A 26,362-nucleotide genomic window follows, 5' to 3' on the forward strand; every position below is an offset into this window, starting at 1 on the left:
GAAAAGGCTTCATATATTTTAAGAATAGTTCTAAAGTGGAATCAGAGTCTACCATAGTCCAAATTCCGGGCTTGATACCCGGTATAGCAGAGCGATCATGAGCCGGACCGGAGAGCGAGCTTTCTGGACTTGTCACCGCAAAGCCGGAAAGATTTGGCAGATGCTGAAAGGAATATTCAATGCGCCTTACCCGTCAGACGAATTATGCCATTCGAATGCTCATGTATTGTGCCGCCAATGATGAAAAGCTAAGCCGCGTACCGGAAATCGCCCGTGCTTATGGCGTTTCAGAACTGTTTCTGTTCAAAATTCTTCAGCCCCTCGTCGGCAATGGCCTGATTGAAACCATACGCGGGCGAAATGGCGGTATTCGGCTCGGACGTGAAGCCAAGGATATTTCGCTGTTTGATGTCGTGCGTGTGACCGAAGAAAACTTCGCCATGGCGGAATGCTTTGAGAATGACGCCTCGGACTGCCCGCTCGTGAATAGCTGTGCGCTTAATTCATCACTGCGTGAAGCGCTGAACGCCTTCTTTGCGGTTTTGATGAAATATAGCATCGCCGATATGGTCAAGGCGCGCCCAAATGTGCGCGCCTTGCTCGGCATCGATGAACCCGAAGCCGAACGGCTGGTGGGCTAAAGTGTGTCGCGATCTTTCAGATTCGCTCCTTACGCTTTCAGTTTTTGTTTTAACGCGCATCTTTTCCGAAAACCGTTTCACACTTTTCGGGATGCGCTTTAAGTTGTTGTTTTAACGCATGTCGTTATCCCGAAACCGGTTCCCACTTTCGGGCGACATGCTTTAGACAGATATACCGTTCAGCCCTCATTCCGCCGCAGCACTATAGGCAGACTGCGGCAGAATGAAAGGAATACCGCGCGCTGGCGGCACGCCGACCTTCAACGAACATTCATAGACGCGCTCAAGCCGGTCATCGGTGAGCGCTTCCTCGGGCATGCCGATCGTATCAAGATGCCCCTTATGCATGACAGCGACGCTATCCGCGAACATGGCTGTCAGATTGAGATCATGCAAAATCGCAATCACCCCGCCACCGGCTGCCGCGAATTTACGAGCAATCTCCATGACCACGATCTGGTGTTTTATATCGAGGCTTGAAATCGGCTCATCAAGCAGGAGATAGCGCGGCCTACCGTCGACAACCGGCTTCCAGACCTGACACAAGACACGGGCAAGCTGTACGCGCTGCTGCTCGCCGCCGGAAAGTTCCTGATAGTATCTGCCGCTGAAGCCTCCCAGATCCACCATCTGCAAGGCGAGGTCGGGAAGGCGTTCCTGCTCTTGTGCCGACACGCCGCTAAACCCGCCCGTCAGGCCTATCCGCACGACTTCACGCACTGTGAAGGGAAAGGAAAGCGCATTGGCTTGCGGCAGGACGGCACGCCGCGCCGCCATTTTCCACGGCTTGATATTCCTGAAATTCTCACCATCGAGGCTGGCCGATCCCGTATAAGGCAGGTCGCCCGAAAGTGCGCGCAAAAGCGTCGTTTTTCCTGAACCGTTAGGGCCAACGATTGCAGTCACCTTTCGGGGATGCGCCACGAAGTTCACATCTTCGATGATCGTCTTGCCGCCAATGACAACGCCCAAGGCATTTGTTTCAATCATCTTATTCGCCTCACAGGTCCAGAACGCCGCGCTGGCGCAGCAATATCCAGAGGAAGAACGGTGCACCGCAAACGGCGGTTATAATGCCGATGGGCAATTCGGCGGGCGCCACGATCGTCCGGCTGACAGCATCGGCAAGCAGGAGCATGATCGCTCCCAACAGTGCCGAGGCAGGCAGCAAATAACGATGGTCCGGGCCGATGCTCAGCCGCAGCATATGCGGCACCACGATGCCAATGAAGCCGATTCCGCCTGAAATAGCCACCGTTGCGCCGACAGCCGCCGCAACCGTCACGATGGAGACATGCTTGATGCGCTGAACAGGGATGCCAAGATGGCCCGCCGCAGCCTCCCCGAGCGCCAGGGCATTCAGGCCGCGCGCCAGAAAAGGCGTTGCAACGAGCACGGCCGCAATAATGGGCCCGGCGGTTGCAATCTTGGTCCATGTGGCGCCTGCCAGCGAGCCAAGGCCCCAGAAAGTCAGATCGCGCAGCTGACGGTCATCGGAAACATATACCAGCGCGCCCGTCGCGGCGCCCGCCAGCGCACCAAGCGCGATGCCTGCCAGAAGCATGGTTGCTACGGAAGTCCGCCCGCGACGCGTCGCCACCCGATAAAGGAGCATCGTCGTAACAAGCCCGCTGAGAAAGGCTGCGACAGGCAAGGCGAAAATACCCAGCATTCCATAAATGGGGGCAAGTATGGTGCCGCCCAGAACGATCATCGATACAGCGCCCAGCCCCGCCCCCGCGGAAACGCCGACCAGCCCCGGATCAGCCAGAGGGTTGCGAAACAGACCCTGCATGACTGCGCCCGACACCGCCAGCGCCGCACCCACCAGCACTCCCATGACGATACGAGGGAAACGGATTTCCATAATTATCAGATGGTCGCGGCGAAAGGTTTCAAAGCTGTCCTGAGTGCCAAAAATCAGAGCGCGCAGGACACTCAGCGCCGACGCATCGGATGCCCCTGCCGTCAGGCTGAACAATCCCGTCAGGCAAAGGGCAATTGCCAAGACCACGATGGCAAGGCGCGCCCGTGCCGAACGGTCTCCGACATGGAAAGCCCTGGCTTGATCACGCATGACAGAATTTCCTGATTCCGCCACGCGGGTCTGGCTGTTCATTACGGTATTCCTTAGTGGAGCGGTTTTTGTTTAAGGAAAAACACCAAAACCGCTTTTCAAGTCTTTGTTTTATCGTATTGTCCGACGCAGGATCGGCCCCGGCATCTGCTGGAAACGCTCCATGCCCAGACGAAGCTATTGCACGGCTTGCTCACCATAAAGCTTCTGAGAAAGCTCACGACTTGCAGCACCGGTACGCGGCCCGAAGCCCAGCAGATACAATGAATCCATCTGAATGATATTTCCGCTTCTCCCGGCTGGCGTATTTGCGAGAAGAGGGTTTTTCAGCAATTCATCCTTCAGCACGCTGTCCTTGCCGATGTCCATTATGAGAATTGCGTCCGGGGCGGCTTGTTCGATGGCTTCATCGGTCAACTGCTTGTAGCCCTGATAGGCGTCGATGGCATTGACGCCGCCGGCAAGGGTTATGATGCCATTTGCACCCGTTCCCGTTCCCGACGCCGTAAAGCGTCCGCCTTGCGCGGAAATGATGAACAAGACGCGTTTACGCGGATTTTGATTGGCTGCGATCCTGGCTGCTGCCTCAAGATCGCGCGCAACATCGTCAGCCAGCGCCTTGGCCTTGCTTTCCAGCCCGAGCGCCTTGCCAACAATCTCGATTTTACGGATCACGCTCTCGCCGGTATGATCATCCGGAACGACCACCATCGGCACGGAGGCTTTTTCGAGAACCTGCAAGGTTTCCGGAGGGCCGCTGCCTTCCAGAAGCAGGATGCCGCTGGGATTGACCCCAAGCACACCTTCCGGCGAAAGACGACGCATATAGCCGACGTCCATCAGTTTTGCCGTTTCTTCAGGATAGGTGCTGGTCTCGTCGCGCGCGACCAGCATGTCGCCAGCACCCAGTGCATAGACGATTTCCGTCAGCGAACCGCCGACGGAAACAATACGTGACGTGTCCGGCAATCTGTCGACCGTATCGGCACGGGCTCCGACGGCAAACAGAAGCGACGCAGACATGAATGCAAGGACCGTAAAGTCGTGGATACGTAACATGGCAGTTGGCTCAGCCCCTTTACGCAGCGCTCGACTGTGGAAGACGCGGGAGGTTTTCAGCAACGACACGCCAATCGGCCAGCTCCGTCTCCCCCTCATGACGCTCACCAAAGAACTGGATAATCAGTTCACCCTTGGCATTATATGCCTCCAGCGACGTGACATGACCATCCTTTGTCGGCTTGCGCACCACCCATACATCCGCGATGTGGTCCGCGCGCAAATGCAGATGGAATGTCGGATCAAGCACATTCAGCCATGGCCCCATCATTTTGATCTCATGGATCGGGCCGGTGTGAATCTGGATACAGCCGCGGCTGCCGACGAAACACATGATCGAAAGCTCTTCCTGAATCGCATGCCGCATCATGGCTTCGACCGAGGACGTGTCCACGCGCCACGCGAAATCATTCCCCGCAAGATGCACCGCCTGATAGCGCTCCAGTCCGAAATCCTTCAGGAGTCCGACGAATTGATGAACATCGGTGAGTTTGCTCCAGCGCTGGCGGAAGGCAGCGGTATCAACCAATGACGTATCGACCTTTGCTTTTGCAGCGGCAGGCGGCGTGATTTCAATGCTGGGCGTCTGGTCATCAAGCAGAAGCTCGCTTACCAGCTCTTCATAGGCTTCGACATTTGAAGCGGGCCGCAGATGTATCTTGTGAACCGCCTCTCCGGCTGCATCGAAAAACTGCAGGCTGCGGCGGATATGCTCGCCATCATACTTGGCGACAGCAAAGCCATGCACCCAATGTTTCGGGAAAATACGCAGATCGATCTGCTTGCCCAGCGCTATGGATGCGTGCTGGTTGAAACCGGTTTTTTCAAATGGGCCGATTTTCTCATGGACCGCGCTTTCATTGCGCGTAAGCGTCATCACCTCACCTAGAGACGGCGCAGATTTAAGCAATGCTTCAACATCGGCACGGATGCGGCGGGCAGAAATTGCCGAAGTCTCATCCATACCGCAATGGGCCGCTATGAAATCAGCTTCGGATATAGCAAGACTCTGCGCAAAGTCTCGCTCACGCATTTTCGGGTTATCCGCCCGTGCCTGGATAATTTGCTCTGGGGAGGGCCTGGTCTGGGTCGTCATCTATATCTGCCTATTTGTTCAGAATGAGCTTGCCTTGGCGGGTGATCCTGAGACGATAGAGCGAGCCGCCATGCTCTATCGCTACTTCGTGGGAGCCGTTGAACAGTTCCCGGCTACCATAGGTCTTGAGTTTGGGTTCGAGCATGGAAGCGCGCGGACGCACTTCAATACGATTGTCAGCCTCCGAGCGTGACGGGCTTTCAGCAGCATGATTTGCGGTGCGCTCTCGCGGCAACCGCACCTGCATGTCAATATGAATACGCCTGTTCATTGTCCTGCCTCTGCACCGCTTCCAATCCACCAATAGTGAGCGGCTACTTGCCCGATTCATTAGTTGACAATAACACTCACATTTAATAATCACTGCATTACTGGATCAATCGAGTCAAGTTTAATTCTCGCTTTTTCCCGAGCAAGCCCGAAGGCCCGCCCTTCCAGCCAGCAAATCGTCCTCGGAAAGAGAGGACTCCATAACCATCTGATTTATTTTAGTTATCACGCCATTGGTGCGGGATATGTGCTTTGGCACGCAGGAGAGATAAGGCAATGCGGGCAACAAACGGGCGTCACAAACTGGCATTTTTCGCGGGCACAGGACTCGCGGTTATTCTTTCTGCTTTAGCGCAGCAGGCGATCGCGCAGGAGCAGGCTGCGACAAGTGAAGGTGGCGTAGCCCTCAAGACGATCACAATCCGTCAGACACCCAGAACACAGGAAACGCCCGCCCCGACCAGCACCGTTGATCGCCAGACGATCAATCGCTTTGGCGGAGCCAAAATCGATGATGTCCTGCGTTCTGAACCGGGTGTCTTTACATCCATAAATGCTTCCAACCCCGGCGTTGCGGTTAATATTCGCGGCTTCGAGGGATCGGGCCGTGTCAATATGCTGATTGACGGCGTACCGCAAAGCTATCGCAATACGGACCATAGCTCGGCTGGCTATTCCTATATCGACTCTAATCTGCTTGCTGACATCGACATTCAACGCGGCGCGGTAACGACTGAGCAGGGTGGCGCATTGGCGGGTAACGTGAATTTTCGCACGCTCGGAGTCGATGACATCTTGCTGGAGGGCAAGAACACCGGCGTTCTGGGGCGCGCGTCCTGGGGCAGCAACGGCACCGGCTTTTCTGAAATGCTTGCAGGGGCCGCTCGCGTGAATTCTCTCGGTCTTGCAGCAGCGATCAGCCGTCGTGATTCCAACGATTACAAGAATGGCGACGGCGAAACCGTCGAAGAGACCGGACAGGAACTGACCTCGGGGCTGTTTAAAGCCGAATTCGGTTTTGGAGAGGATCACAAACTCACGCTTGGCGGCATTTTATATAATAACCATTACGGTACGTATCAGGCAGGTTTTGGCGGCAGAGCGACGATCTACGATATGTTCGTGCAGAACCGGACTTTCTTCGCGCAATATGGGTTTAACCCCTCCGATAACGACCTGCTTGATCTTAACGTCAATATTTACCGCAATGTGACCAACCAGAACTGGGGCGAAGGCACCGGCAGTTTCACAGGCCGGCAGGTCTCAACAGAGACAACGGGGCTAACCGCTTCGAACACGTCCCGATTTGCCTTTGGCGACGTTCTTGTCAGTTGGAAAAACGGTTTCGAATATAATCATGACAATGCGGGCGGTAACAGTGTAGGCGTTAATCCTGTCGATGCCAATTCGGACAAGGCCGCTGTTTTTTCCGAAGCGACATGGACCTACAACGCCTTGCAGGTCATCACCGGGCTTCGTTACGATCATTTCAAGCTTGAAAACGAAGACGGCTCCATATCGAACGACGATAGTGAACTCAGCCCGAAAGTTACAGTCGCCTACAATCTTACGGATTGGCTCCAGCCTTACGTGACCTATGCGCATTCCATGCGCACCCCGACCCTGCAAGAGACATTTCTTGGTGGCGTTGCCCATGCAGGGACCGGCATGATGCACGGCAATCCCGATTTGCGCCCCGAAAAGCAGCGCGGCTGGGAGTTCGGCGTCAACATCGCCCGTGATGGAATTCTCACCGCCGAAGACGGGCTGCGGATCAAGGCGAATTATTACACCATGCGCGTGGAAGACTATATCACGCTCGCACCCGATTATAGTTCATTTGCCAATGTCGAAGGCACCTCGACCGTTAAAGGCTTCGAACTTGATGCGAGATATGATGCAGGCTTCGCCTTTGCCGGTATCGCCTATACGCATTCGAAGTCTGATCTGCCGGAGCAAAACTATCTGGGCGGCAATCAGTATCTGCCTGAAGACATCGTCACTGTTACCGCCGGAGCCCGCTTCTTCGAACGCAAGCTTGAGGCCGGTGCGCGCGTGCAGCACGTATCGAGCGGGAAGACGCTGGAGGGAGACGACAGCGATCCTTACACGCTGGTGGATCTGTTCGCGAAATACAAATTCACCGATACGGTCGATATGTCGTTTCAGGTGCTCAACGTCGCGGACGAAAGCTACACGCCTGCTCTAAGCATTTATGGCGGCGGGCGCGGCCGTACCTTCCTCGTGGCGACGCAGTTCCAGTTCTAAAAATTTCGGCAGGCACCTGCTTTTCGAAAACAATCGTCGCATCCAGAGGGACCAGCCATCTCTGACCGCGGCTTTGGTGTTCCGCTTGGATACGGCGCGGCGAATGCGGACCCTACCACCGCATTCGCCGGAATTTTGTTCCCATTCACCGGGACTTTCCTCGGCATCTATGCAATTGTCCCTAAAGCGTGTCGCGATCTTTCAGATTCGCTCCTTACGCTTTCAGTTTTTGTTTTAACGCGCATCTTTTCCGAAAACCGTTTCACACTTTTCGGGATGCGCTTTAAGTTTTTGTTTTTACGCATGTTGTTATCCCGAAACCGGTTCCCACTTACGGGCGACATGCTTTAGATAGCCAGCCTATAGCCAGCCCATCTTCACAGAAAGGATCAGCAATGTTTATCGCCATGAACCGCTTCAAGGTGAACATCGGATCGGAAGCCGATTTTGAAGCCGTGTGGAAAAACCGGGATTCGCAGCTTGCCGAATTGCCGGGCTTTGAAACTTTCCATCTGCTGCGCGGCGCCACCAATGAAGAGGAAGGCTACACGCTTTATTCTTCACACACCGTCTGGCGCAATCGTGACGATTTCATCTTCTGGACCAGGTCCGAGCAGTTCCGCAATGCGCATCGCAATGCGGGAACCAACAAGTCGCTCTATGCCGGCCCACCGCAGTTCGAAGGTTTCGAGGCCATCGAAGGCATCTGAAAACCTCTTTCCAGAGCGTTTTCCACAAAGTGCGGCGAAATATCGCAACAAGCAAGAACAGGGCAAAATTTGTCCTGTTTCAAGCGGTGTAAATCGCCAATTAACCTTTAAAGATGGGTAGTTAACTCATATTTAGAATAATTCTAAGTTATTGATTTTTAGAACGTTTCAAAAACATAAAATTTGACGAAACCGCCTCCAGTCGCCATAACCTGACTTAGCTTGGATAGTTTTAGAAAGTCTTGTCCAAGTCTACCTTTGATGTTCGGGCCTTTACCCCCTGCAATTGGAGGAATACTTGTTCGGATCTGCGTGGATTAGCATCGATATGCAAATCGAATTGCACTCAAAATGCAGTTGTTTTGGCATTAATGCCCATAAAGAAAAGAACACCCCCCTCCGCACTGTGAATTCTGTTCTGTCACATCGCGTTGCAGATGCTGGAGTATACTGAGTATGTTAGTCTGTAGCTGCAACGTTATTACGGACAAAGATATTGAAGCTGTCGTCATCGAACTTCTCGATGAGGATTGCTGGCAATTAATCGTTCCGGGCACCGTCTACAACGCCATGTCCAAGCGCGGTCGCTGCTGTGGCTGCTTCCCAAATGTCGTAGAAACGATCATAAGAGTGACTGAAGAATATCATCTTCGTCGCAACCAAATGGACGAAAACGTAATCCAGTTCATGGATCGTGTGCGTTCTCTACGAGAAAAATTCGGGAGTTCATGGAATGAAAGGCGAACCAAAGGTCATCGAGCGGCTTAACGAGGCACTGTTTCTCGAGCTTGGTGCGGTAAACCAGTACTGGCTGCACTACCGCCTTCTCAATGATTGGGGTTTCACGCGTCTTGCCAAGAAAGAGCGTGAGGAATCCATCGAAGAAATGCATCACGCCGACAAGCTGATCGACCGTATCATCTTCCTCGAAGGCCACCCAAATCTGCAAACCGTCGCGCCATTGCGCATCGGCCAGAACGTCAAGGAAGTTCTGGAGTGCGATCTCAAGGGTGAATATGACGCCCGCGCTTCCTACAAGAAGTCGCGCGAAATCTGCGACGAATTAGGCGATTATGTCTCCAAGCAGCTTTTCGACGAATTGCTGGCGGATGAAGAAGGCCACATCGACTTCCTCGAAACCCAGCTCGACCTGCTCGAAAAAATTGGCGAAGAGCGTTATGGCCTGCTCAATGCAACGCCAGCCGACGCAGCAGAATAAATCTGCAAAAAAACGCATTAAAAAAGGGGGCTTTTCAGCCCCCTTTCTGTTTTGACTTGTGATTATTGCGGCAGCTTGTCGTCAACGCCCGCAACATAGAAATTCAGGCCCAAAACCGTTGCACGATCGCAAAGCCGCTTCACCTCTTCCAGACGGTGGCAGATATACAGGATCGACTTGCCTTCAGATCTGAGCCGTTCCAGCGTCTCAAACAGGCGATCCACTTCCCGCGCGGGTTTGGCCACGTCCGCAAGCGACAGCGAACCATCGAGTGAAAGCGCTATATTTTCAGCGGCAGTCAAAGAATCTGAAAAATCGCGACACGCTTCAGCCTTTCCAGATGATTTCGTCTTCCAGCGGTTGCCTGATTGAAAAGACTTAAAACAAACGGCGGCGCATATATGCACCGCCGTATATTTTTCGCTGAATTCCGGTTCCCGGCAGACACTAAGGCCTGGCAGACCCTAAGGAATGAGAATGGTCGTCCCGGTCGTCTTGCGCGCTTCCAGATCCTCATGCGCCTTGCGCACATCCTTGAGCGCATAATTCTGGTTGATTTCAATTTTCACCGCACCGCTCGCCACCACGTCGAAAAGCTCGTTTGCGGTTTTTTCCAGAGCGGCCCGCTTGGCGACATAGTTGAACAGCGTCGGGCGCGTTGCAAAAAGCGATCCCTTCTGTGCCAGAATGTTGAGATCGAAAGGCGGAATCGTACCCGAAGACTGGCCAAAGCAGGCGAACATGCCCAGCGGCTTGAGCACATCGAGCGACCCCATATAGGTGTCGTGGCCAACGGAATCATAGACCACGTCAACGCCTTCGCCGCCGGTCAGTTCGCGCACCCGCTCGACAAAATTTTCGGTGCGGTAATTGATGACATGATCGTAGCCATGCGCCCTGGCGAGGGCCATTTTTTCTTCCGATCCTGCCGTGCCGATAACTCTCGCCCCAAGGTGCTTCGCCCATTGGCCCGCGATCAGCCCGACGCCGCCTGCAGCCGCATGAAACAGGATCGTATGCTCCGGCCCGACCCGGAATGTCTGGCGCAGCAGATATTGCGCAGTCATGCCCTTGAGCATCATCGCAGCAGCGGTCTTGAGTTCAACCGCATCAGGCACCTTCACCAGACGGTCGGCAGGCAGGATGCGTTCATCCGCATAAGAGCCGGGCGTTGCGGCATAGGCCACACGGTCGCCGACGCCGAGATTTTCAACCCCCTCGCCGACGGCGATGACGACGCCAGCACCTTCATTGCCGGGCGTGAATGGCAATTGCGCTGCCTTATAAAGCCCGGTGCGGAAATAGACGTCGATGAAATTCAGGCCGACCGCCTCATGGCGCACTTTCGCCTCGCCCGGCCCCGGTTCACCGATCTCCACCTGTTCATATTGCAGAACCTCTGGTCCACCCGTCTGATGAACGCGAATGGCATTAATCATCGTCTTTCTCCGCTATATTCGTTTTGGCGCTTGCAGCCTCGGCGGCAATCACGCTGGCCGTACGCCCCAGATTGGGAAACCACTGCATGATAGCTCCGATGAAATAGATATAAAGTCCCGTTACCGTGATCCCGATGCGAACCCAGTTGGGTGCATCCAGCATGTAGTAAAGCGCGACAACCCCGAAAGCGCACCAAAGAAAGAAGATCGACAGATTGAGCGGTCGAAGCCGGACCACTCGCACCGGGTGCAGGAAGTTGATCGGCAAAAACGACAGGAACGCAGAGATAACAACCGTTGCGAAGGCGACCCATTCGCCGGGCCTGACGATGAACAGGGTGAAGACCACCATGTTCCATACGACGGGAAAGCCCTTGAAGAAGTTCTCCTTCGTCTTCATCCCCGTATCGGCATAATAAATTGCACTGGAAACCACGATGATCGCGCCGGAGAGAAACGACAGATTGGTTCCCATGAACCCGCTTTGATAAAGGGCGAAGGCGGGGATCAGCACATAGGTGACATAATCGATGATATTGTCGAGCATCTCGCCCGACCAGTTGGGCAAGACATATTTGACTTCAAGCCTGCGCGCGATGGGACCATCGATGCCATCGACGAAAAGCGCCAGCGCCAGCCACCACCACATGGCGGTGTAATGCCCGTCACTGGCCGCCACGATGGACAGAAAGGCCAGAAAGGAACCCGATGCAGTCAGAAGATGGACGGAAAATGCCTTGGCCTGCGGCGCGGTCACTTTCCTGGTCTTGATTTTTCCGGTCAGTTTGGTTTTCACGCCCTTCGCCACTTCTCTGTGTCACGGCCCCACGGGTTTCATACGACAAGAGGCGGTCGCCATGACTCCTCCGGCTGATGCGCCCATCCGCAAGCCACAATCATGCTGCAAGCTTTCCCCGAATAAGATCAAAAGAGCAAGTAAGTCATGAGACAAAACCGCCCTCATTCCACCAAAGATTGAGGTTGAGCAGGCATGGCATTGGCCTTTTTTCTATATGCGTTTAAATATGACAGAAAATTATACGGCGAGAATCATCCTCTCCGGGGCGGCATGATGGCCAAGGATAGAGCAGAATGACGGACATAGCGGTAGACAAATCTCTCATCGAGATCGTGGTAAGCGGCGGCGGTCCCGCAGGCATGATGGCGGCTCTGGCACTCGCCGGTAAAGGCTATCGCACCACGCTGCTCGGCCCCGAAACCGACAGGAACGACCGCCGCACGACGGCGCTGATGATGCCTGCAATCCGCTTTCTGGAAGAGCTCGGCGTCTGGAACGCCATCCAGCCGCATACCGCACCGCTTGCTTCCATGCGCATTATCGATGCGACCGAGCGCCTGATCCGCAGCCCGACCGTTACATTTCGCGCCAGCGAAATCGATGAAACAGCCTTCGGCTACAATATTCCCAATGCGGTACTCAACGAGAAACTCGCCGAAGCGGTGGCGCAAAACAGCAGCATCGAGCGCAATTACTTGCCCGCGATCGAATATCGCAACAATGGCGATCATATAACGATCACGCTTTCAGACGGACAAACGCTGCATACACGCCTCGTCGTGGCAGCGGACGGACGCAATTCGGCAGCGCGCGAGGCAGCAGGCATCCGCACCCGGCGCTGGTCCTATCCGCAGACGGCCATGGTGCTGTCATTCGCCCACACGCTCGATCATCAGAATATCTCGACGGAGTTTCATACCGAGGAAGGCCCCTTCACACAGGTTCCGCTCACGGGCAGGCGCTCCAGCCTTGTATGGGTTATCAATCCCGGCAAGGCCGAGACCTTGCTGGCGCTCGACGATACGGCATTGGCAGGCCGGATTGAGAGCATGATGCAATCCATGCTGGGCAAGGTGACGCTGGAAACGAAGCCGCAAGCCTGGCCGCTATCGGGCCTCGTTCCCCATGTCTTTGCCGCAAGGCGGACCGTTCTGGTCGGCGAGGCCGCGCATGTCTTCCCTCCCATTGGCGCGCAGGGCCTCAATCTGGGCTCACGCGATGTGGAAACCTTGCTCGATGCCATTTCAAAAGACCCGTCCGATCCGGGTTCCGAGCGCGTAATCCGCGCTTACGACCGGGGACGACGGCCCGATATTCTGGCGCGCACGGGATCGGTGGATGCGCTCAACCGCTCCCTGCTCTCCCCCATGCTGCCCGCGCAGATCCTGCGTGGCATGGGATTGGAAATGCTGCGCTCATTCGCACCGCTCAGAGCCTTCTTCATGCGTGAGGGCCTGCGGCCCGGCAGCGGCTTTGCACATTTCCTGCCGCGGCTTCCCAGCCCGCCAAAATACACAAGGAATAGGCCCGGCGATAACGGCAATCACGCAACATAAATTGCATTCCCCGCAGGCTTTACTTCGCGGGGACGCAAACTACATAAGTCTTATGGCTATGACACAGATAAAACACGCAAAGTTCCAGATAGGCCAGGTGGTCAAACACCGGCTTTTCGCATTTCGGGGAATCATCTTCGACGTGGACCCTGAATTCGCGAATACCGAAGAATGGTACGAATCCATTCCCGAGGACAGCCGACCGCGCCGCGACCAGCCTTTTTATCATTTGCTGGCCGAAAACTCGGCCTCCGAATATGTTGCCTACGTATCCGAGCAAAATCTCGGACCCGATCTGAGCGGGGAACCATTGCGCCACCCGGATGTGAAGCAGATGTTCGAACGGCTTGACAACGGCACCTATCGCTCGAAAGCGCATGTAAACTGAGGCTGACGGTTTCTGTCGTTAGAGCATTTTCAGAAAAACTGTGAAACGGTTTGCGAAAAAGGGCGCTCGAAGCGCCCTTTTTGTTTGACAAGACTGGCAATCAATTGCCGGACTTGGCTTTTTCCTGCTCGGCCTTCATCTTGGCCTCGAATTCCTTCTGGCGCGCCTGGACTGCTTCCTGAAGCTCCTTCTGGCGCTCTTCAAGCTCGGACTGCTTGAGGCCCGGACCCGTCAAAGCCTGCGTGAAGCCGCTCAGCGTTACCGGAATCGGGTTCTGCTTGTTCTGATAGTTGACCGAGGTAAGCGTCAGCTTGCCGCCCTTCTTGAGCGCATTGACGAGATCGTCGGAAAGCGGCGCTTCGGCGATGCAGCGATCAGGGAAGCAAATGCCGTATTCGAGTTTCGTGGGCTTGTTGGTATCGATCTGAAGGCCGACACCTGCCGGGATCAGACGACCGATCGGCACGGTGACCTGAAAAATCTTGCGATTGATCTTGCCTGTGATCTCAATGAGGTTGACGGCGGTGAGGAGTTGGCCTGAATCGGCGGTGACAATGTTCTGCGTGTTGCAAATATCATTGTCTTCCTGCTTGGAGCAAACCTTGAACCAACCCTGCGGCGGCTGTTGCTGTTGCGCGGACGCAGGCACCGTCGCCGAGGCAAGCAGGGCGAGCGCGCCAGCGAATGCCGATGCGGCAGCGATTGTCTTCGTGCTGGACATGATCAACAGGTTCCTTTCAACGCTTTGATCTGTAGTTCCCATACTCTGGCTAAGTCAGCGATAGACCGTCACTGATTAGAAAATGCGGCAACAGCGTGACTTTCAGAAATTTCAATCCCTATCCGGGCCGTGTTACAACGCTTGAGCCTTCGAATCCAGATGGTGACAGGGATGCTGGTCCAGAATCCATCAAAATTCGCATTTAATTTAACCTGCGTCATGCGTCAGTCACGTTCTTGATCCCCACATGACAGGTTCATGCTAATTTCGCCACACGAATCGATGCTTTCTCTCAAGCTTATTGCAGCAGCAAAACTTTAAACAGGATGCACATAACTTGACCGGATTGATTGCCCTTTGCCGCCGCACGCTCCTTGCCTGCCTGACGGGGCTGTTTTTGAGTGCAAACGCCGATGGCGTGGCTTACGCGCAGCAAGCGGGCTCATCCGATCCCGATTACGCATTATCGATGCATGGCGATGTGGCCCTGCCGCCGGATTTCTCCCACTTCCCCTATGCCGATCCAGACGCGCCCAAGGGCGGAGCACTGAGAATGGGGGTGGTCGGTACTTTCGACAGCCTCAATCCCTTCATACTTAAAAGCATGCGCACGACCGCGCGCGGGCTGTTCGCCGATGGCGAATTCGGCAATCTTGTTTACGAAAGCCTGATGCAGCGCTCGCGCGACGAGCCATTTACGCTTTACGGCCTGCTGGCCGAAAAAATCGCGATCGATCCCCAGCGTCATTGGGTCGAGTTCACGCTCGACCCCCGCGCGACATGGTCCGATGGCCAGCCGGTGACGGTGGATGATATTCTTTTCACCTATGACATACTGACTGAAAAAGGCCGACCGCCCTATAATGGCCGCATGACCCGGATCGACCGGATTGAAAAGACCGGCGAACGTTCGGTACGCTTTGTTTTCAACGATAAGTCCGACCGCGAATTTCCGCTGCTGATTGCAGCCTCCATGCCTGTTTTGCCCAAACATGCCATCAATCGGGAGACTTTTGGCAATTCGACGCTCAAGGCGCCTCTGGGCAGCGGGCCTTATGTGGTTGCCAATATTCAACCGGGCCAGCGCATCACCTACAAGCGCAATCCGGATTATTGGGGCAAGGATCTGCCTGTACGGCGCGGCTTCGATAATTTCGATACGCTGACCATCGAATATTTCCGCAATGAGACCTCGCTGTTTGAATCCTTCAAGAAGGGACTGCTCGATGTCTTTGTCGAAGGCAATCCGACCCGCTGGCAGAAATCCTATAATTTCCCGGCTGTCATGGATGGCAAGGTCATCAAGGAAGCTTTCGAGACAGGCACGCCGGCCAATATGTTCGGCTTCGTCTTCAATACGAGACGGCCAATATTTGAAGATCAGCGCGTGCGTCAGGCGCTGGCGCTTTTGTTCGATTTTGAATGGGCAAACCGCAACCTGTTTGCCAATCAATACAAGCGCACACAAAGCTTCTGGGAAGGCTCGGAGCTTTCCTCGGTAGGCAAGCCCGCAGATATGCGTGAACGCCAGCTGCTCGCCGCTTTCCCTCACGCGGTTCGCAAAGAGGTGATGGATGGTCTCTGGCATCCATCCGTGAGCGATGGCAGCGGCCATGATCGGACCGCGGCCAGGCAGGCTTATGACCTGCTGATCGAGGCTGGCTTTTCACTTGAAGGGGGCAAGGCTCTCGATCCTTCGGGCCAGCCGTTCCAGTTCGAGATCATGACGCGTTCCGCTGAAGAGGAAAAAATCGCTCTTTCTTATAAGCGCAATCTGGCACGTCTGGGGATCAAGGTCGATATTCGCACCGCCGACGATGCCCAGTATCAACAGCGGCTGCAAACCTTCGATTACGACATGATCCTTGGTGCCTTGAGCGGTTCGCTCTCGCCCGGCAATGAGCAATGGATGCGCTGGGGTTCGGCATCGCGCGATGCGCAGGGCAGCTTCAATTATGCAGGCGTGGCGGACCCCGCCGTGGACGCCATGATCGATGCCATGCTTGAGGCACGAAGCCGCGATGATTTTATCAGCGCCGTGCGGGCGCTCGATCGCATCCTCATTTCCGGAGATTATTATATCCCGCTCTATCACCTGCCCCAACAATGGGTGGTGCGCTGGGACAGGATAGGACATCCCGACAGGACGTCGCTTTACGGCTATCAACTGCCGACCTGGTGGAATCGGGGCGGATAAACATTTTGATCCGGCCGAATTCTGCCCTACATCCCCTCATATAATCTTCAAATCGGGTATCGGGCGGAGATAAATACGCCTGCCTCTCCAAGCGGAGCAATTCCATGCCTCAGAAAAAGATAACTATCGACGTCGTTTCAGACGTGGTCTGCCCCTGGTGCTTCCTTGGCCGCAAGCGGCTTGAGCAGGCTCTCGACATGCTGCCCGAGATCGAGGCGCAAATCAGCTGGAGACCGTTCCAGCTCGACCCGACCCTGCCCCCGCAAGGCAAGGACCGCAGCACCTATATGCGCGAGAAATTCGGCAGCGGTTCGAAGATCGACGACATTCACAAACAACTCACCCAGCTTGGCGAGGAAAACGGTATCGTCTTCGATTTCGAGGCGATTACCCGCGCACCCAACACGCTCGATGCTCATCGTCTGATTCATTGGGCGGCGCAGGCTGGCCCCGATACGCAGGATCGCATCGTCGGCGCGTTATTCTCCCTCTATTTCGAGCAGGGGCAGGATATTGGCGATCATGAAGTGCTGGTCGAGGCAGCAAGCGCTGCGGACATGGAGGCGGCAGCGGTTGAGCGTCTGCTGCAGAGCGATGCCGACAAGGCCGTCATTCGCGAAGAGATCGATACCGCAAATCGTATTGGCGTGCGCGGCGTACCCTGTTTCATCATCGACCGGAAATATGCCGTCATGGGCGCGCAGAGCGCCGAGGTGCTGGCCGATGCCATCCGCCAGACCGCCGAAGGCTTTGAGCCGGGAATTGCCGAAGATCGGTGATAATTCAAGGCAATATCGTCTTTTTCTGACATATGGCTTTTCCATCCACAGCCGAATTTTCAAAATTTTCCGAAATGGTAAAAAATTATCAGCCGAGGGCTTGAACTATCTTGTCAACTGCTCCATATGACGGGTGCTTACCGCTGCGTCTCCTCCCATTACGCGCGGTAAGTGTTCCCCTCTGGAGGTTTGCCTAAATGGCACCTTCATAACTTAGCCGGACTTTTCAGTCCGGCTCTTTTTTTGCCTCAATCACGCCTGCATGAAGCAGGCAGCAGAGCATTTCCAGCAAAAGTGCGTAAGGCTTTGCGTCCAGATAATGCGATCAGGCAAAGCTATGGAGCGGTCGCCTCCAAGCGCTTTAAAAAAAGCGCCGCGTTTCCGCGGCGCTCCAATTGCTTGAAATCAGATCGTTGCGATCAGGCCATGCGCCGGTCGTAAGACGCGACGGGCGGGCAGGTGCAAACCAGGTTCCTGTCACCGCCGACATTGTCGACGCGGCTGACCGGAGGCCAGTATTTTGCCGTCGTATCGAAATTCCCGCCGGGGAATACCGCATCCTCACGCGTATAGGCGTGTGCCCACTCGCTTGCGAGCGTATCGCCTGCCGTGTGCGGCGCATTGACAAGCGGATTATCATCCGCAGGCCAGACGCCTTCGACAATCTTTTTTGCTTCCGCAGCGATGGCGATCATCGCATCGCAGAAGCGGTCGATCTCTGCCTTTGGCTCCGACTCGGTCGGTTCGACCATCAGCGTACCGGCCACCGGCCATGACATGGTCGGCGCATGGAAACCGTAGTCGATCAGGCGTTTCGCCACGTCTTCCACGCTCACACCCGCGCTGTCCTTCAACACCCGCGTATCCACGATACATTCATGCGCGACACGATCATGCGCGCCGGTATAGAGGATCGGATAGGCGTCCTTGAGACGATGGGCGACGTAATTGGCGCTCAGAACCGCATTTTCGGTCGCCTTTTTCAGTCCCGCGCCGCCCATCATGCGGATATACATCCACGTAATGGCCAGAATGGAAGCACTGCCGAACGGCGCCGCCGAAACGGCATGTTCTGAACCGACCTCCACATGCCCCGGCAGATAAGGTACCAGATGCTTTGCGACACCGATCGGGCCAACACCCGGACCGCCGCCGCCATGCGGAATGCAGAAGGTCTTGTGCAGGTTCATATGGCAGACATCGGCACCAATATCCGCCGGGCGGGCAAGGCCGACCAGCGCATTGAGATTGGCACCGTCGAAATAGACCTGACCGCCATTTTCATGCACGATCTCGCAGAAAGCCTTGATGCCTTCCTCGAACACGCCATAGGTCGAGGGGTAGGTGATCATGAAGGCCGCGAGATTGTCGCGATGCTTTTCCGCCTTAGCCCTGAGATCGTCGATGTCGATGTCGCCATCGGGGCGGCAATTGACCACCACGACGCTCATGCCCGCCATCGAGGCGCTGGCCGGATTGGTGCCATGCGCGGAAGATGGAATAAGGCAGATGTTGCGATGGCCTTCGCCGCGTGCCTGATGATAATGGCGAATGGCCAGAAGACCGGCATATTCGCCCTGGCTTCCGGCATTGGGCTGCAAGGAAACACCGGCAAAACCGGTAATTTCGCAAAGCCAGGCTTCAAGATCAGCCGTCATTTTCGCATAGCCGGCGCTATGGGCCGCAGGCGCGAACGGATGCATGTTGGCAACCGTGTTCCAGCTCACGGGCATCATTTCCGCAGCCGCATTCAGCTTCATCGTGCATGAGCCGAGCGGAATCATCGCACGGTCGAGCGCCAGATCCTTATCGGCCAGACGGCGCAGGAAGCGCATCATCTCGGTTTCGGAACGATGCGAATGGAACACGTCCTGCGTAAGAAAGCCTTCGCCGCGCCCGTTGCCCGGAACAAGCACCCCGCCCTCGTCGCCCGGCTTTGCGCCAAAAAGTGCGGCAAGAGCTTTGAGGTCTTCTTCGGTCGATGTCTCATCAAAGGTGACGCCGAGCGTATCGGCATCCAGAACGCGGATCAGGCGGTCACTTTTTTCTGCTTCCCGGGCAAGATCAGCAGCCTTGCCCGCAATCTTGACCGTCACGGTATCGAACAGGCTCTCGCCTGCAATTTCAACACCCGCAGCCTTGAGGCCAGCGGCGAAGCGGGCGGCAAGGGATGCTACGCGGGTTGCAATCGCCTGCAAGCCTGCCGGACCATGCCAGATGGCATAGGCTGCGGCCATATTGGCGAGCAGGGCCTGCGCGGTGCAGATATTCGAAGTCGCCTTGTCGCGGCGGATGTGCTGCTCGCGGGTCTGGAGCGCCAGACGATAGGCTTCACGGCCATGCGCATCGACCGACTGGCCGACGATACGGCCCGGAATGATGCGGGTGAGCGATTCTGAAACCGCCAGATAGGCCGCATGCGGACCGCCAAAGCCCATTGCAACACCATAACGTTGCATGGAGCCGACGGCCATATCTGCGCCCCACGCGGCAGGCGCTTCCATAATCGTCAGCGCCAGCGGATCGGCGACCGCAATCACCAGCGCGCCTTTGGCCTTGGCATCGGCGATCACCTTGGCAAAATCGCCATAGACGCCGCGCGTATCCGGCCAGGGAATGACCACGGCTGCGGTATTGTCATCGACTTCGCTGCCCATATCGATCTGCCAGTCGAGCGGTTCGGCACGCGTATTGACGACATCGACTGTCTGCGGATGCAGATCGCCCGCCAGAAGAATGCGGCTGCGCTTGTCGCGATGGTGACGGCAGGCAACGCCGATGGCTTCGGCAACGGCGGTCGCTTCATCGAGCAGCGAGGCGCAGGCGACCGGCAGGCCGGTGAGTTCGGCGACCAGCGTCTGGAAATGAAACAGCATTTCAAGACGGCCCTGGCTGATTTCCGACTGATAGGGCGTATAGGCCGTGTACCAGGCCGGGTTCTCGAACAGATTGCGCTGGATCACCGGCGGCGTATGGGTGCCGTGATAGCCCGCGCCGATGAAGCTCTTCTTCACCACATTGCGGCCCATGATGGCGCTGAGTTCCGCAAGCGCCTCGGCTTCGTCCAAAGGCGCAGGCAGATCGAGCGCACGGTTCAGCCGGATCGAGCCGGGAACGGCCTGCGAGATGAGCGTTTCCATGGAAGGAAGGCCGAGCGCCGCCAGCATGGCGCGCTCGTCTTCCAGTCTCGGCCCGATATGCCGGGCAACAAAGGGTGATTGTTGGGTCATTGAATTATCCTACCAGAGCGTCGTAACCGGCTTTATCCAGAAGGCCGGAAAGCTGGCTTTCATCGGAAAGCTTCAGCTTGAACAACCAGCCCTCGCCTTCCGCAGCCTGATTGATGAGAGCCGGATCGCTTGCCACTGCTTCGTTAACTTCCACCACTTCGCCATCGACCGGCGCATAGACATCGGAAGCGGCCTTGACCGATTCCACGACGACAATGGCTTCGCCCTTGGAGACGGTACGGCCCGTTTCCGGCAATTCAACGAAAACGAGGTCGCCGAGCTGTTCCTGTGCGTGGACCGTAATGCCGACTGTGGCGATGCCATTTTCGACGTTGAGCCATTCATGATCTTCGGTGAACAGGATATTGGCCATGGAAATCATCCTTTGCGATAGCGATGCGGTGTGAAGGGAAGTGCTGATACGTCAACGGGAACCTTGTTGCCGCGAACGTCCGCGAAAACACGGGTGCCGGGAGCTGCGAGAGCTGTCTCGACATAGCCCATGGCGACAGGAAAGCCGACCGATGGGCCAAAGCCGCCAGAAGTGACAGTGCCTACCTGGCGGCCTTCGGCGTCAAAAAGGGCCGAGCCTGCGCGCACCGGCTGACGGCCTTCCGGCTTCAAGCCGACGCGCTTTGCCGCAGCACCCTTGGCGATGGCATCAAGAACGGCTTTCGCGCCGTTAAAAGCAGCCTTTTCGCGTACGGGTTTGGAAATCGCCCATGTAAGCCCCGCTGAAACCGGGTCGGTCTCCGGCGTAATGTCCTGCCCATGCAGGCAAAGCCCGGCTTCAAGCCGCAGACTGTCGCGCGCGGCCAGACCGACCCATTCGACACGCTCGTCGGAAAGAAGCTTCGCCGCCAGTTCGCGACCTTCATCGATGGGCAGGCCGATTTCAAAACCGTCTTCGCCGGTATAGCCGGAGCGGGTCATGAACCAGCCTTCCTTCGGCTCTATGCCGGTCATGAAGGCAAGCTCGCTGCCCGCAAGTCCGGCAGCAGCAATGACAGCTTCCGCTTCCGGTCCCTGAATGGCGAGAAACACGCGTTCCAGCGGATCGATCTTCACGTCCCGGCCCGATGCCGCTTCATTGAGAAGTTCAATATCGGCTTCGACATTGCCGGCATTGGCAACGACCATGAAACGGTCTTCACCCAGACGGGTGACGATCACGTCATCCAGCACGCCGCCATTATCATTGAGGAAGAAACTATATTTGGACTGCCCGGTCTTGAGCACCGATGGATCGAGCGGGCAGGTTTGCGACAGAAGCGCCATGGCGTCCGCGCCCGATACTTCGATCAGCTTCATGTGGGAAATGTCGAAAAGACCGACATGCTCGCGCGTATGAAGATGTTCCTTCATCACGCCAAGCGGATAGGTGATCGGCATGTTCCAGCCTGCAAACGCGCCAAAACGCGCATTGGCTGCTTCATGCAGAGCCTGCAAAGGCAGGGTTTTCAGATGTGCGGTATCGCCCATAACAACTCCAGAGTCGCACGTATGCCTTCCGCGAAATGCGGTTGCTTCGTGCCCCTCTGTCTCAAGCCTGAGAGACTTGCGTGGCTCTATATAAAGCCACACTTACACCTTCGGCGCGGGGTTTCCCCCGACTTTCCAGAGTTGTCTTACCCGTCTGCGGTTCCTTGTACCTGAGAGATTTCGGGCGATTTCCCCTTCGGCGGCTGATTTTGTCAGCTCTCTCCCGCAGACCGACAGTGCAAGAACGCATATATATTGCAGCGTTCCGGCACCCGACTTATGTCCCATAACCCAATCCGCTTGAGGAGTCATGCGGAATTGTTGTCTTCAGCCGACAAATACCCGGGCTTTTGCGACAATATTTTGCACATAGCCGGGCCGAATTCTCATGTCCTGTCGTCACGCATCGCGACTGGTGGGGCGACTGGTGGGACAGTCTGAAAAATTGCGATCTATTCAGTAGACCAGATGATTGTGATGGCATGATGGCCAAACTGGGCAAAAGGGGTGCAATCGACAAGCTTTAACGCAGGGCAGCTATGCAAATATGGCCCTCCAATTCAGCGGGCATCGGACCTATATGCTGTTTGCAACAAGAGATTAAGATTTTTACTTAGGGTGAGAGAAATGAACCTGATCCGCTCGTACAATAACTGGCGCCGTTACCGCAATACCGTAAACGAACTGAGCCGCCTGAGCCCGCGTGAACTCAACGACCTCGGCATCATGCCTTCCGAGATCCCGCACATTGCACGCAAGGCCGCTGCTCGCTAAGAAGCGCCTGCCCGAAGGCTGCTGAACAAGACAGTCTTCTTTCAGGACCGCAATTCCAACGCTGTGCGGTCCTCCAGTTTCACAGTTGTCACCGGGGTCTCCTCCTCCCATCCCTGGTGATCGAAAGGCCGGAACTCCTCCTCCCAATCCGGTCTTCCCGATAACACCCGTCGCTCCTCCCGCGACGGGTGTTTTATTTTATCTGTCTCCCCGTGCAGTCTGGCGCGCCGCCACGACCTCGATTTCCACCTTGAATTCTTCGCGCGTAAACCCCGAAACGATCATCAATGTCGAAGCGGGAGCAGGCTGTGCAAACAGCCGGTCGCGAACATCCATATAGGGTCGCATATGGGTGCGATCCGTCACATAGGCATTGATGCGCACGACGTCTCGGAAATCCATGCCGCCATCGCGCAATATGCGGCGGATATTTTCAAAGCAGAGTTCTGCCTGTGCGCCGGCATCTTCCGGCACGTTTCCATCCGGCGCAATGCCAAGCTGACCGGAGCAGAAAACCATCTCCGCGCCCGCTTCTACTTTCACGCCATGACTATAGGCTGCGAACGGCGCCGCCATATCCTGCGGCAGCAAATGTTTCAAAGCGCTCATCTTTCTTCCTCAGCTTTTTGCTGCATTCGCGATCAGTTCTTTCAGGCGCGCAGCACCGGCTGCAATATCGGCTTCGGTCGGGCTGATGCCTGCCGCAAGCAGCCGCCGCGCAATCATATGATCCGCCGGGCGATTGATGGAATCGACCGCCACCAGCCTGTCGCCTGCAAAATGGAAAACCGAGAATGCATTTTCTTCGGGATTACCAGAAAGAATATGCCTGTCGGCATCAAATGACAGTCCTGCGGTCTGGAGCTTCATATCGCCCTGATCGGACCAGAACCAAGCGACTTCGCGAAACGGCGCGGCACGTCCGACGATGGAACGGGCCACATGCTTGGCCTGATCGGTCGCATTCTGAACCGATTCCAGCCGTACGCGGCGGCCTGCATGAAAATGGTCGTAGCTCACGCAATCGCCAATTGCATAAACATGTTCGGTAGATGCGCGCATATGCTCATCCACCACAATACCATTGTCGATAAGCACGCCCGCAGCCTCCGCCAGTTCCACATTCGGAACCGCGCCGGTGCCGATCACCACCATATCGGCGGGGAAAATACTGCCATCAACGGCCCTGACGCCGATCACACGGCCATTCGCGCCTTCAATTTCCTGCACGCCCACCCCAGTCAGAAGCGCAATGCCTGCCGAGCGGCTGCGCGCTTCCACATGGACGGAAATATGGGTTGCGACCGAGCGGCCCAATACACGCGGCGCTGCCTCGATCAGCACGGTCTTCTTGCCCAGCGCGATTGCGCTATGCGCCATTTCGAGACCGATGAACCCGCCGCCGATAATCACCACATTCTGCACTTCCGGCATCATCGCGGCGATGCGGCGCGCATCCTGCATACGACGCAATGTGACGACGCCATCCAGATCGACGCCCGACACATCGGGGATGCGCGCGCGTGCGCCGGTGGCAAAAACCAGTTCCGACCAGTTAAGCACCCGACCATCATCGAGCGTCACGGTCCTGTCGCCAATCGATACCGTATCGACACGATGGCCGAACACAAGTTCGATATTATTGTCGCGATAGGTGCTTTCAGGCCGCAGCACCAGACCGCCATGTTCCGGTGCCTTGAGATAGGATTTGGAGAGCGGCGGCTTGTGGTAGGGAATATCCTCCTCGTCATTGATGAGGAGGATTTCGCCCGTATAGCCTTCCTGCCTGAGACTGATTGCGGCCTGCGAGCCGGCATGGCCCGCCCCTATGATAATGCATCTGTCGTCCATAGGACCTCCGGAAATTTCGCGCATCATAAATACGCCATACGGCCATCGCGTGGCTTATTCGTCACGGATTCACATCTTAATTGCACGCATCTTTTATATTTTAAACATTTAGTTTGACCGATCGGTCAGATTGTTTAGTAAGTTGATTGCTTCACCGTGCAGCCGTGCCTGGGAGCGCAATCTTGAAAAGATATTGGTCAGATTACAGCAGCGAAGCATTCTCGCGACTTGAGCGGGAGAAAATCGTGGCAGTCCTTCCCGTAGGCGCGATCGAACAGCACGGCCCCCATCTGCCGCTGGCTGTCGATGCAGCGGTCGCTGACGGAATGGTCAAGGAAATCATCGCACGCCTGCCGGAATCAAGCCATACGCTGTTTTTGCCCACCCAATCCATCGGCAAGAGCAATGAGCATAGCCGCTATCCCGGCACACTGACCTTTTCAGCCGAAACTATCATTCGCATGTGGTGCGAAATCGGCGCCTGCGTTGCCGCGAGCGGCGTCCGCAAGATGGTGCTTCTCAACAGCCATGGCGGCCAGATCAGCGTCATGGACATTGTTGCACGCGAACTGCGCGTCAAACACAATATGCTGGTTTTCAGCGTCAACTGGTTCGGCGTGGGCATGCCGGAAGGCGTCTATGACGATTATGACGTAAAGCACGGCATCCATGCCGGCGACATGGAAACTTCGGTCATGCTGGAAATGCACCCCGATCTCGTTGACATGACGAAAGCGCAGGATTTCCGCGCTCTTACGGAAGTTTTCGAAAGCGATTACGAATATCTCTCCCTGAGGGGCGGCGCTAAGCCCGCCTGGCAGATGCACGATATAAATCCCTATGGCGCTGCTGGAAATGCGACGCTTGCCACCGCCGAAAAGGGTCGCAAGACCATCGACTTCGCCGCAGACCGTCTGGTCGAGGCGCTGGCGGAAATCGAGCGCGCACCGCTCTCCTGGCTCGACAACAAACCCGCCTGGTAAGGATAATGAGCGTGGCCCCCAACTCGCAATCCCCCTCTTCCCTGATCGAAATCAATGGCGTCTACAAGCAGTATGGCACCGGCGTCATGGCTGTCAGCGACATGTCGCTCAAGATCGAACAGGGGCAGTTCGTAAGTTTCCTCGGCCCATCGGGATGCGGCAAGAGCACAGCCTTGCGCATGATTGCCGGACTGGAATCGATTTCCGCAGGCAGCATTCACGTCAACGGACACGCGCCCGGCAAGGGCCCGTCGGGGGCACAGGACATCGGTTTCGTGTTTCAGGAGCCGACGCTGATGCCATGGGCCAGCGTCTTCGATAATGTCTACCTGCCGCTGCGGCTTTCCGGTCTTTCCCGCAAGGAAGCCACGCCGCGCGTCGAGGAAGTGCTCACACAGGTCGGCCTTTCACGCTTTGCGAAGGCCTTTCCGCGCGAGCTTTCGGGCGGCATGAAAATGCGTGTTTCCATCGCCCGCGCGCTCGTCACCCGTCCACGCCTTCTGCTGATGGATGAGCCTTTCGCAGCACTTGATGAAATGACGCGCTTCAAGCTCAACAATGATGTGCTGCGGCTCTGGCAGGAACATGGTCTGACGGTGGTTTTCGTCACCCATAGCGTTTATGAATCAGTCTATCTTTCCAATCGCGTCATCGTCATGGCAGCCCGACCGGGCCGTGTCGTTGACGATATTCCGATTATCGGAAGCTATCCGCGTGCCGAAAACTACCGCACCACCGAATCTTACGCGAAATATTGCGCCAAGGTTTCGGATGCGCTGACCGCGACCCTTTCCTCTGAAGACATAGACCATTGAGGACCGGC

25 protein-coding genes, 1 pseudogene and 1 riboswitch are annotated in these 26,362 nt (G+C 56.0%); of the genes and pseudogenes, 12 read left to right on the plus strand and 14 right to left on the minus strand.

Features of this window, described 5'->3' with window-relative positions; all coding sequences use genetic code 11:
• Positions 1-179: 179 nt before the first annotated feature.
• Positions 180-641 (plus strand): iron-responsive transcriptional regulator RirA, encoded by a 462-nt coding sequence (rirA, locus tag DKP76_RS06635; protein ID WP_109705640.1) that lies wholly within the window; start codon positions 180-182, stop codon positions 639-641.
• A gap of 186 nt (positions 642-827) precedes the next feature.
• Here the strand turns inward: rirA and DKP76_RS06640 are convergent, their stop codons facing one another.
• The 5 genes from DKP76_RS06640 to hemP form a co-directional block, all read right to left on the minus strand.
• Complete coding sequence (locus DKP76_RS06640; protein WP_109705641.1) at positions 828-1,631, minus strand: heme ABC transporter ATP-binding protein; 804 nt, start codon at positions 1,629-1,631, stop codon at positions 828-830.
• Positions 1,632-1,641: 10 nt separating this feature from the next.
• Positions 1,642-2,718: a FecCD family ABC transporter permease gene (locus tag DKP76_RS06645; RefSeq protein WP_245410162.1), complete on the minus strand. Its 1,077-nt coding sequence runs from the start codon at positions 2,716-2,718 to the stop codon at positions 1,642-1,644.
• Positions 2,719-2,895: 177 nt separating this feature from the next.
• Positions 2,896-3,777 (minus strand): heme/hemin ABC transporter substrate-binding protein, encoded by an 882-nt coding sequence (locus tag DKP76_RS06650; RefSeq protein WP_109705643.1) that lies wholly within the window; start codon positions 3,775-3,777, stop codon positions 2,896-2,898.
• 19 nt (positions 3,778-3,796) lie between these two features.
• The gene (locus DKP76_RS06655; protein ID WP_109705644.1) at positions 3,797-4,873 is read right to left on the minus strand and encodes a hemin-degrading factor; all 1,077 of its coding nucleotides are present in this window, start codon (positions 4,871-4,873) and stop codon (positions 3,797-3,799) included.
• Between the two features lie 10 nt (positions 4,874-4,883).
• Entirely contained in the window at positions 4,884-5,144 is a 261-nt protein-coding gene (gene hemP / locus DKP76_RS06660; RefSeq protein ID WP_109705645.1) for a hemin uptake protein HemP, read from the minus strand.
• A 275-nt stretch (positions 5,145-5,419) separates the two neighbouring features.
• Between hemP and DKP76_RS06665 the strand changes: the two genes are divergently transcribed.
• From DKP76_RS06665 to bfr, 4 genes are all read left to right on the plus strand, one after another.
• Positions 5,420-7,411: a TonB-dependent receptor domain-containing protein gene (locus DKP76_RS06665; protein ID WP_109705646.1), complete on the plus strand. Its 1,992-nt coding sequence runs from the start codon at positions 5,420-5,422 to the stop codon at positions 7,409-7,411.
• A 395-nt stretch (positions 7,412-7,806) separates the two neighbouring features.
• Complete coding sequence (hmuQ, locus tag DKP76_RS06670; RefSeq protein ID WP_109705647.1) at positions 7,807-8,121, plus strand: heme-degrading protein HmuQ; 315 nt, start codon at positions 7,807-7,809, stop codon at positions 8,119-8,121.
• Between the two features lie 456 nt (positions 8,122-8,577).
• Entirely contained in the window at positions 8,578-8,889 is a 312-nt protein-coding gene (locus DKP76_RS06675; protein WP_109705648.1) for a (2Fe-2S)-binding protein, read from the plus strand.
• Positions 8,855-9,340: a bacterioferritin gene (gene bfr, locus DKP76_RS06680; protein WP_109705649.1), complete on the plus strand. Its 486-nt coding sequence runs from the start codon at positions 8,855-8,857 to the stop codon at positions 9,338-9,340. The genes DKP76_RS06675 and bfr overlap by 35 nt, the downstream gene beginning before the upstream one ends.
• Before the next feature lie 110 nt (positions 9,341-9,450).
• Here bfr and DKP76_RS06685 read toward each other — a convergent pair.
• The 3 genes and pseudogenes from DKP76_RS06685 to pcsA all read right to left on the minus strand — a co-directional run.
• Positions 9,451-9,718: pseudogene (locus DKP76_RS06685) on the minus strand (hypothetical protein); the annotation flags it as partial.
• Between the two features lie 86 nt (positions 9,719-9,804).
• The gene (locus DKP76_RS06690; protein ID WP_109705650.1) at positions 9,805-10,779 is read right to left on the minus strand and encodes a quinone oxidoreductase family protein; all 975 of its coding nucleotides are present in this window, start codon (positions 10,777-10,779) and stop codon (positions 9,805-9,807) included.
• A complete protein-coding gene (gene pcsA, locus DKP76_RS06695) occupies positions 10,772-11,587 on the minus strand; it encodes a phosphatidylcholine synthase (RefSeq protein ID WP_199224763.1) in 816 nt (271 codons plus the stop codon). Before pcsA ends, DKP76_RS06690 begins: the two co-directional genes overlap by 8 nt.
• A gap of 284 nt (positions 11,588-11,871) precedes the next feature.
• Between pcsA and DKP76_RS06700 the strand changes: the two genes are divergently transcribed.
• Together DKP76_RS06700 and hspQ are read left to right on the plus strand one after the other, a co-directional pair.
• Complete coding sequence (locus DKP76_RS06700; RefSeq protein ID WP_109705651.1) at positions 11,872-13,134, plus strand: UbiH/UbiF family hydroxylase; 1,263 nt, start codon at positions 11,872-11,874, stop codon at positions 13,132-13,134.
• Between the two features lie 52 nt (positions 13,135-13,186).
• Entirely contained in the window at positions 13,187-13,522 is a 336-nt protein-coding gene (hspQ, locus tag DKP76_RS06705; RefSeq protein ID WP_109705652.1) for a heat shock protein HspQ, read from the plus strand.
• A gap of 100 nt (positions 13,523-13,622) precedes the next feature.
• Here the strand turns inward: hspQ and DKP76_RS06710 are convergent, their stop codons facing one another.
• Positions 13,623-14,243 carry an invasion associated locus B family protein gene (locus DKP76_RS06710; protein WP_109705653.1) on the minus strand — a complete coding sequence of 207 codons (621 nt, stop codon included), beginning with the start codon at positions 14,241-14,243 and terminating at the stop codon, positions 13,623-13,625.
• Positions 14,244-14,589: 346 nt separating this feature from the next.
• Here DKP76_RS06710 and DKP76_RS06715 point away from each other — a divergent pair, with 346 nt between their 5' ends.
• Entirely contained in the window at positions 14,590-16,440 is a 1,851-nt protein-coding gene (locus DKP76_RS06715) for an extracellular solute-binding protein (protein ID WP_425349376.1), read from the plus strand.
• Between the two features lie 104 nt (positions 16,441-16,544).
• Positions 16,545-17,219, plus strand: coding sequence for a DsbA family oxidoreductase (locus tag DKP76_RS06720; protein ID WP_109705654.1), 675 nt, complete (start codon positions 16,545-16,547; stop codon positions 17,217-17,219).
• 419 nt (positions 17,220-17,638) lie between these two features.
• Here the strand turns inward: DKP76_RS06720 and gcvP are convergent, their stop codons facing one another.
• From gcvP to gcvT, 3 genes are read right to left on the minus strand one after another with little or no spacing between them, the layout of a single operon-like run.
• Positions 17,639-20,449 carry an aminomethyl-transferring glycine dehydrogenase gene (gcvP, locus tag DKP76_RS06725; protein WP_109705655.1) on the minus strand — a complete coding sequence of 937 codons (2,811 nt, stop codon included), beginning with the start codon at positions 20,447-20,449 and terminating at the stop codon, positions 17,639-17,641.
• A 4-nt stretch (positions 20,450-20,453) separates the two neighbouring features.
• Positions 20,454-20,822: a glycine cleavage system protein GcvH gene (gene gcvH / locus DKP76_RS06730; RefSeq protein WP_109705882.1), complete on the minus strand. Its 369-nt coding sequence runs from the start codon at positions 20,820-20,822 to the stop codon at positions 20,454-20,456.
• Positions 20,823-20,827: 5 nt separating this feature from the next.
• Positions 20,828-21,931 (minus strand): glycine cleavage system aminomethyltransferase GcvT, encoded by a 1,104-nt coding sequence (gene gcvT / locus DKP76_RS06735; RefSeq protein WP_109705656.1) that lies wholly within the window; start codon positions 21,929-21,931, stop codon positions 20,828-20,830.
• 147 nt (positions 21,932-22,078) lie between these two features.
• A riboswitch (glycine riboswitch) is annotated at positions 22,079-22,167 on the minus strand.
• A 391-nt stretch (positions 22,168-22,558) separates the two neighbouring features.
• Between gcvT and DKP76_RS06740 the strand changes: the two genes are divergently transcribed.
• Positions 22,559-22,705 carry a DUF1127 domain-containing protein gene (locus tag DKP76_RS06740; protein ID WP_109705657.1) on the plus strand — a complete coding sequence of 49 codons (147 nt, stop codon included), beginning with the start codon at positions 22,559-22,561 and terminating at the stop codon, positions 22,703-22,705.
• Between the two features lie 198 nt (positions 22,706-22,903).
• On the opposite strand, the gene DKP76_RS06745 is transcribed toward DKP76_RS06740, so the two are convergent.
• Both DKP76_RS06745 and DKP76_RS06750 read right to left on the minus strand, forming a co-directional pair.
• Positions 22,904-23,314 (minus strand): RidA family protein, encoded by a 411-nt coding sequence (locus DKP76_RS06745; RefSeq protein ID WP_109705658.1) that lies wholly within the window; start codon positions 23,312-23,314, stop codon positions 22,904-22,906.
• A 9-nt stretch (positions 23,315-23,323) separates the two neighbouring features.
• Positions 23,324-24,556, minus strand: a complete 1,233-nt coding sequence (locus DKP76_RS06750; protein ID WP_109705883.1) for an NAD(P)/FAD-dependent oxidoreductase — start codon at positions 24,554-24,556, stop codon at positions 23,324-23,326.
• A 182-nt stretch (positions 24,557-24,738) separates the two neighbouring features.
• Here DKP76_RS06750 and DKP76_RS06755 point away from each other — a divergent pair, with 182 nt between their 5' ends.
• Together DKP76_RS06755 and DKP76_RS06760 are read left to right on the plus strand one after the other, a co-directional pair.
• On the plus strand, positions 24,739-25,539 hold the full coding sequence (locus DKP76_RS06755; RefSeq protein ID WP_109705659.1) for a creatininase family protein: 801 nt from the start codon (positions 24,739-24,741) through the stop codon (positions 25,537-25,539).
• A gap of 5 nt (positions 25,540-25,544) precedes the next feature.
• Positions 25,545-26,354: an ABC transporter ATP-binding protein gene (locus DKP76_RS06760; RefSeq protein ID WP_109705660.1), complete on the plus strand. Its 810-nt coding sequence runs from the start codon at positions 25,545-25,547 to the stop codon at positions 26,352-26,354.
• Positions 26,355-26,362 lie beyond the last annotated feature (8 nt).

Source organism: Falsochrobactrum shanghaiense (assembly GCF_003149535.1).
GTDB classification, from domain to species: domain Bacteria; phylum Pseudomonadota; class Alphaproteobacteria; order Rhizobiales; family Rhizobiaceae; genus Brucella; species Brucella shanghaiense.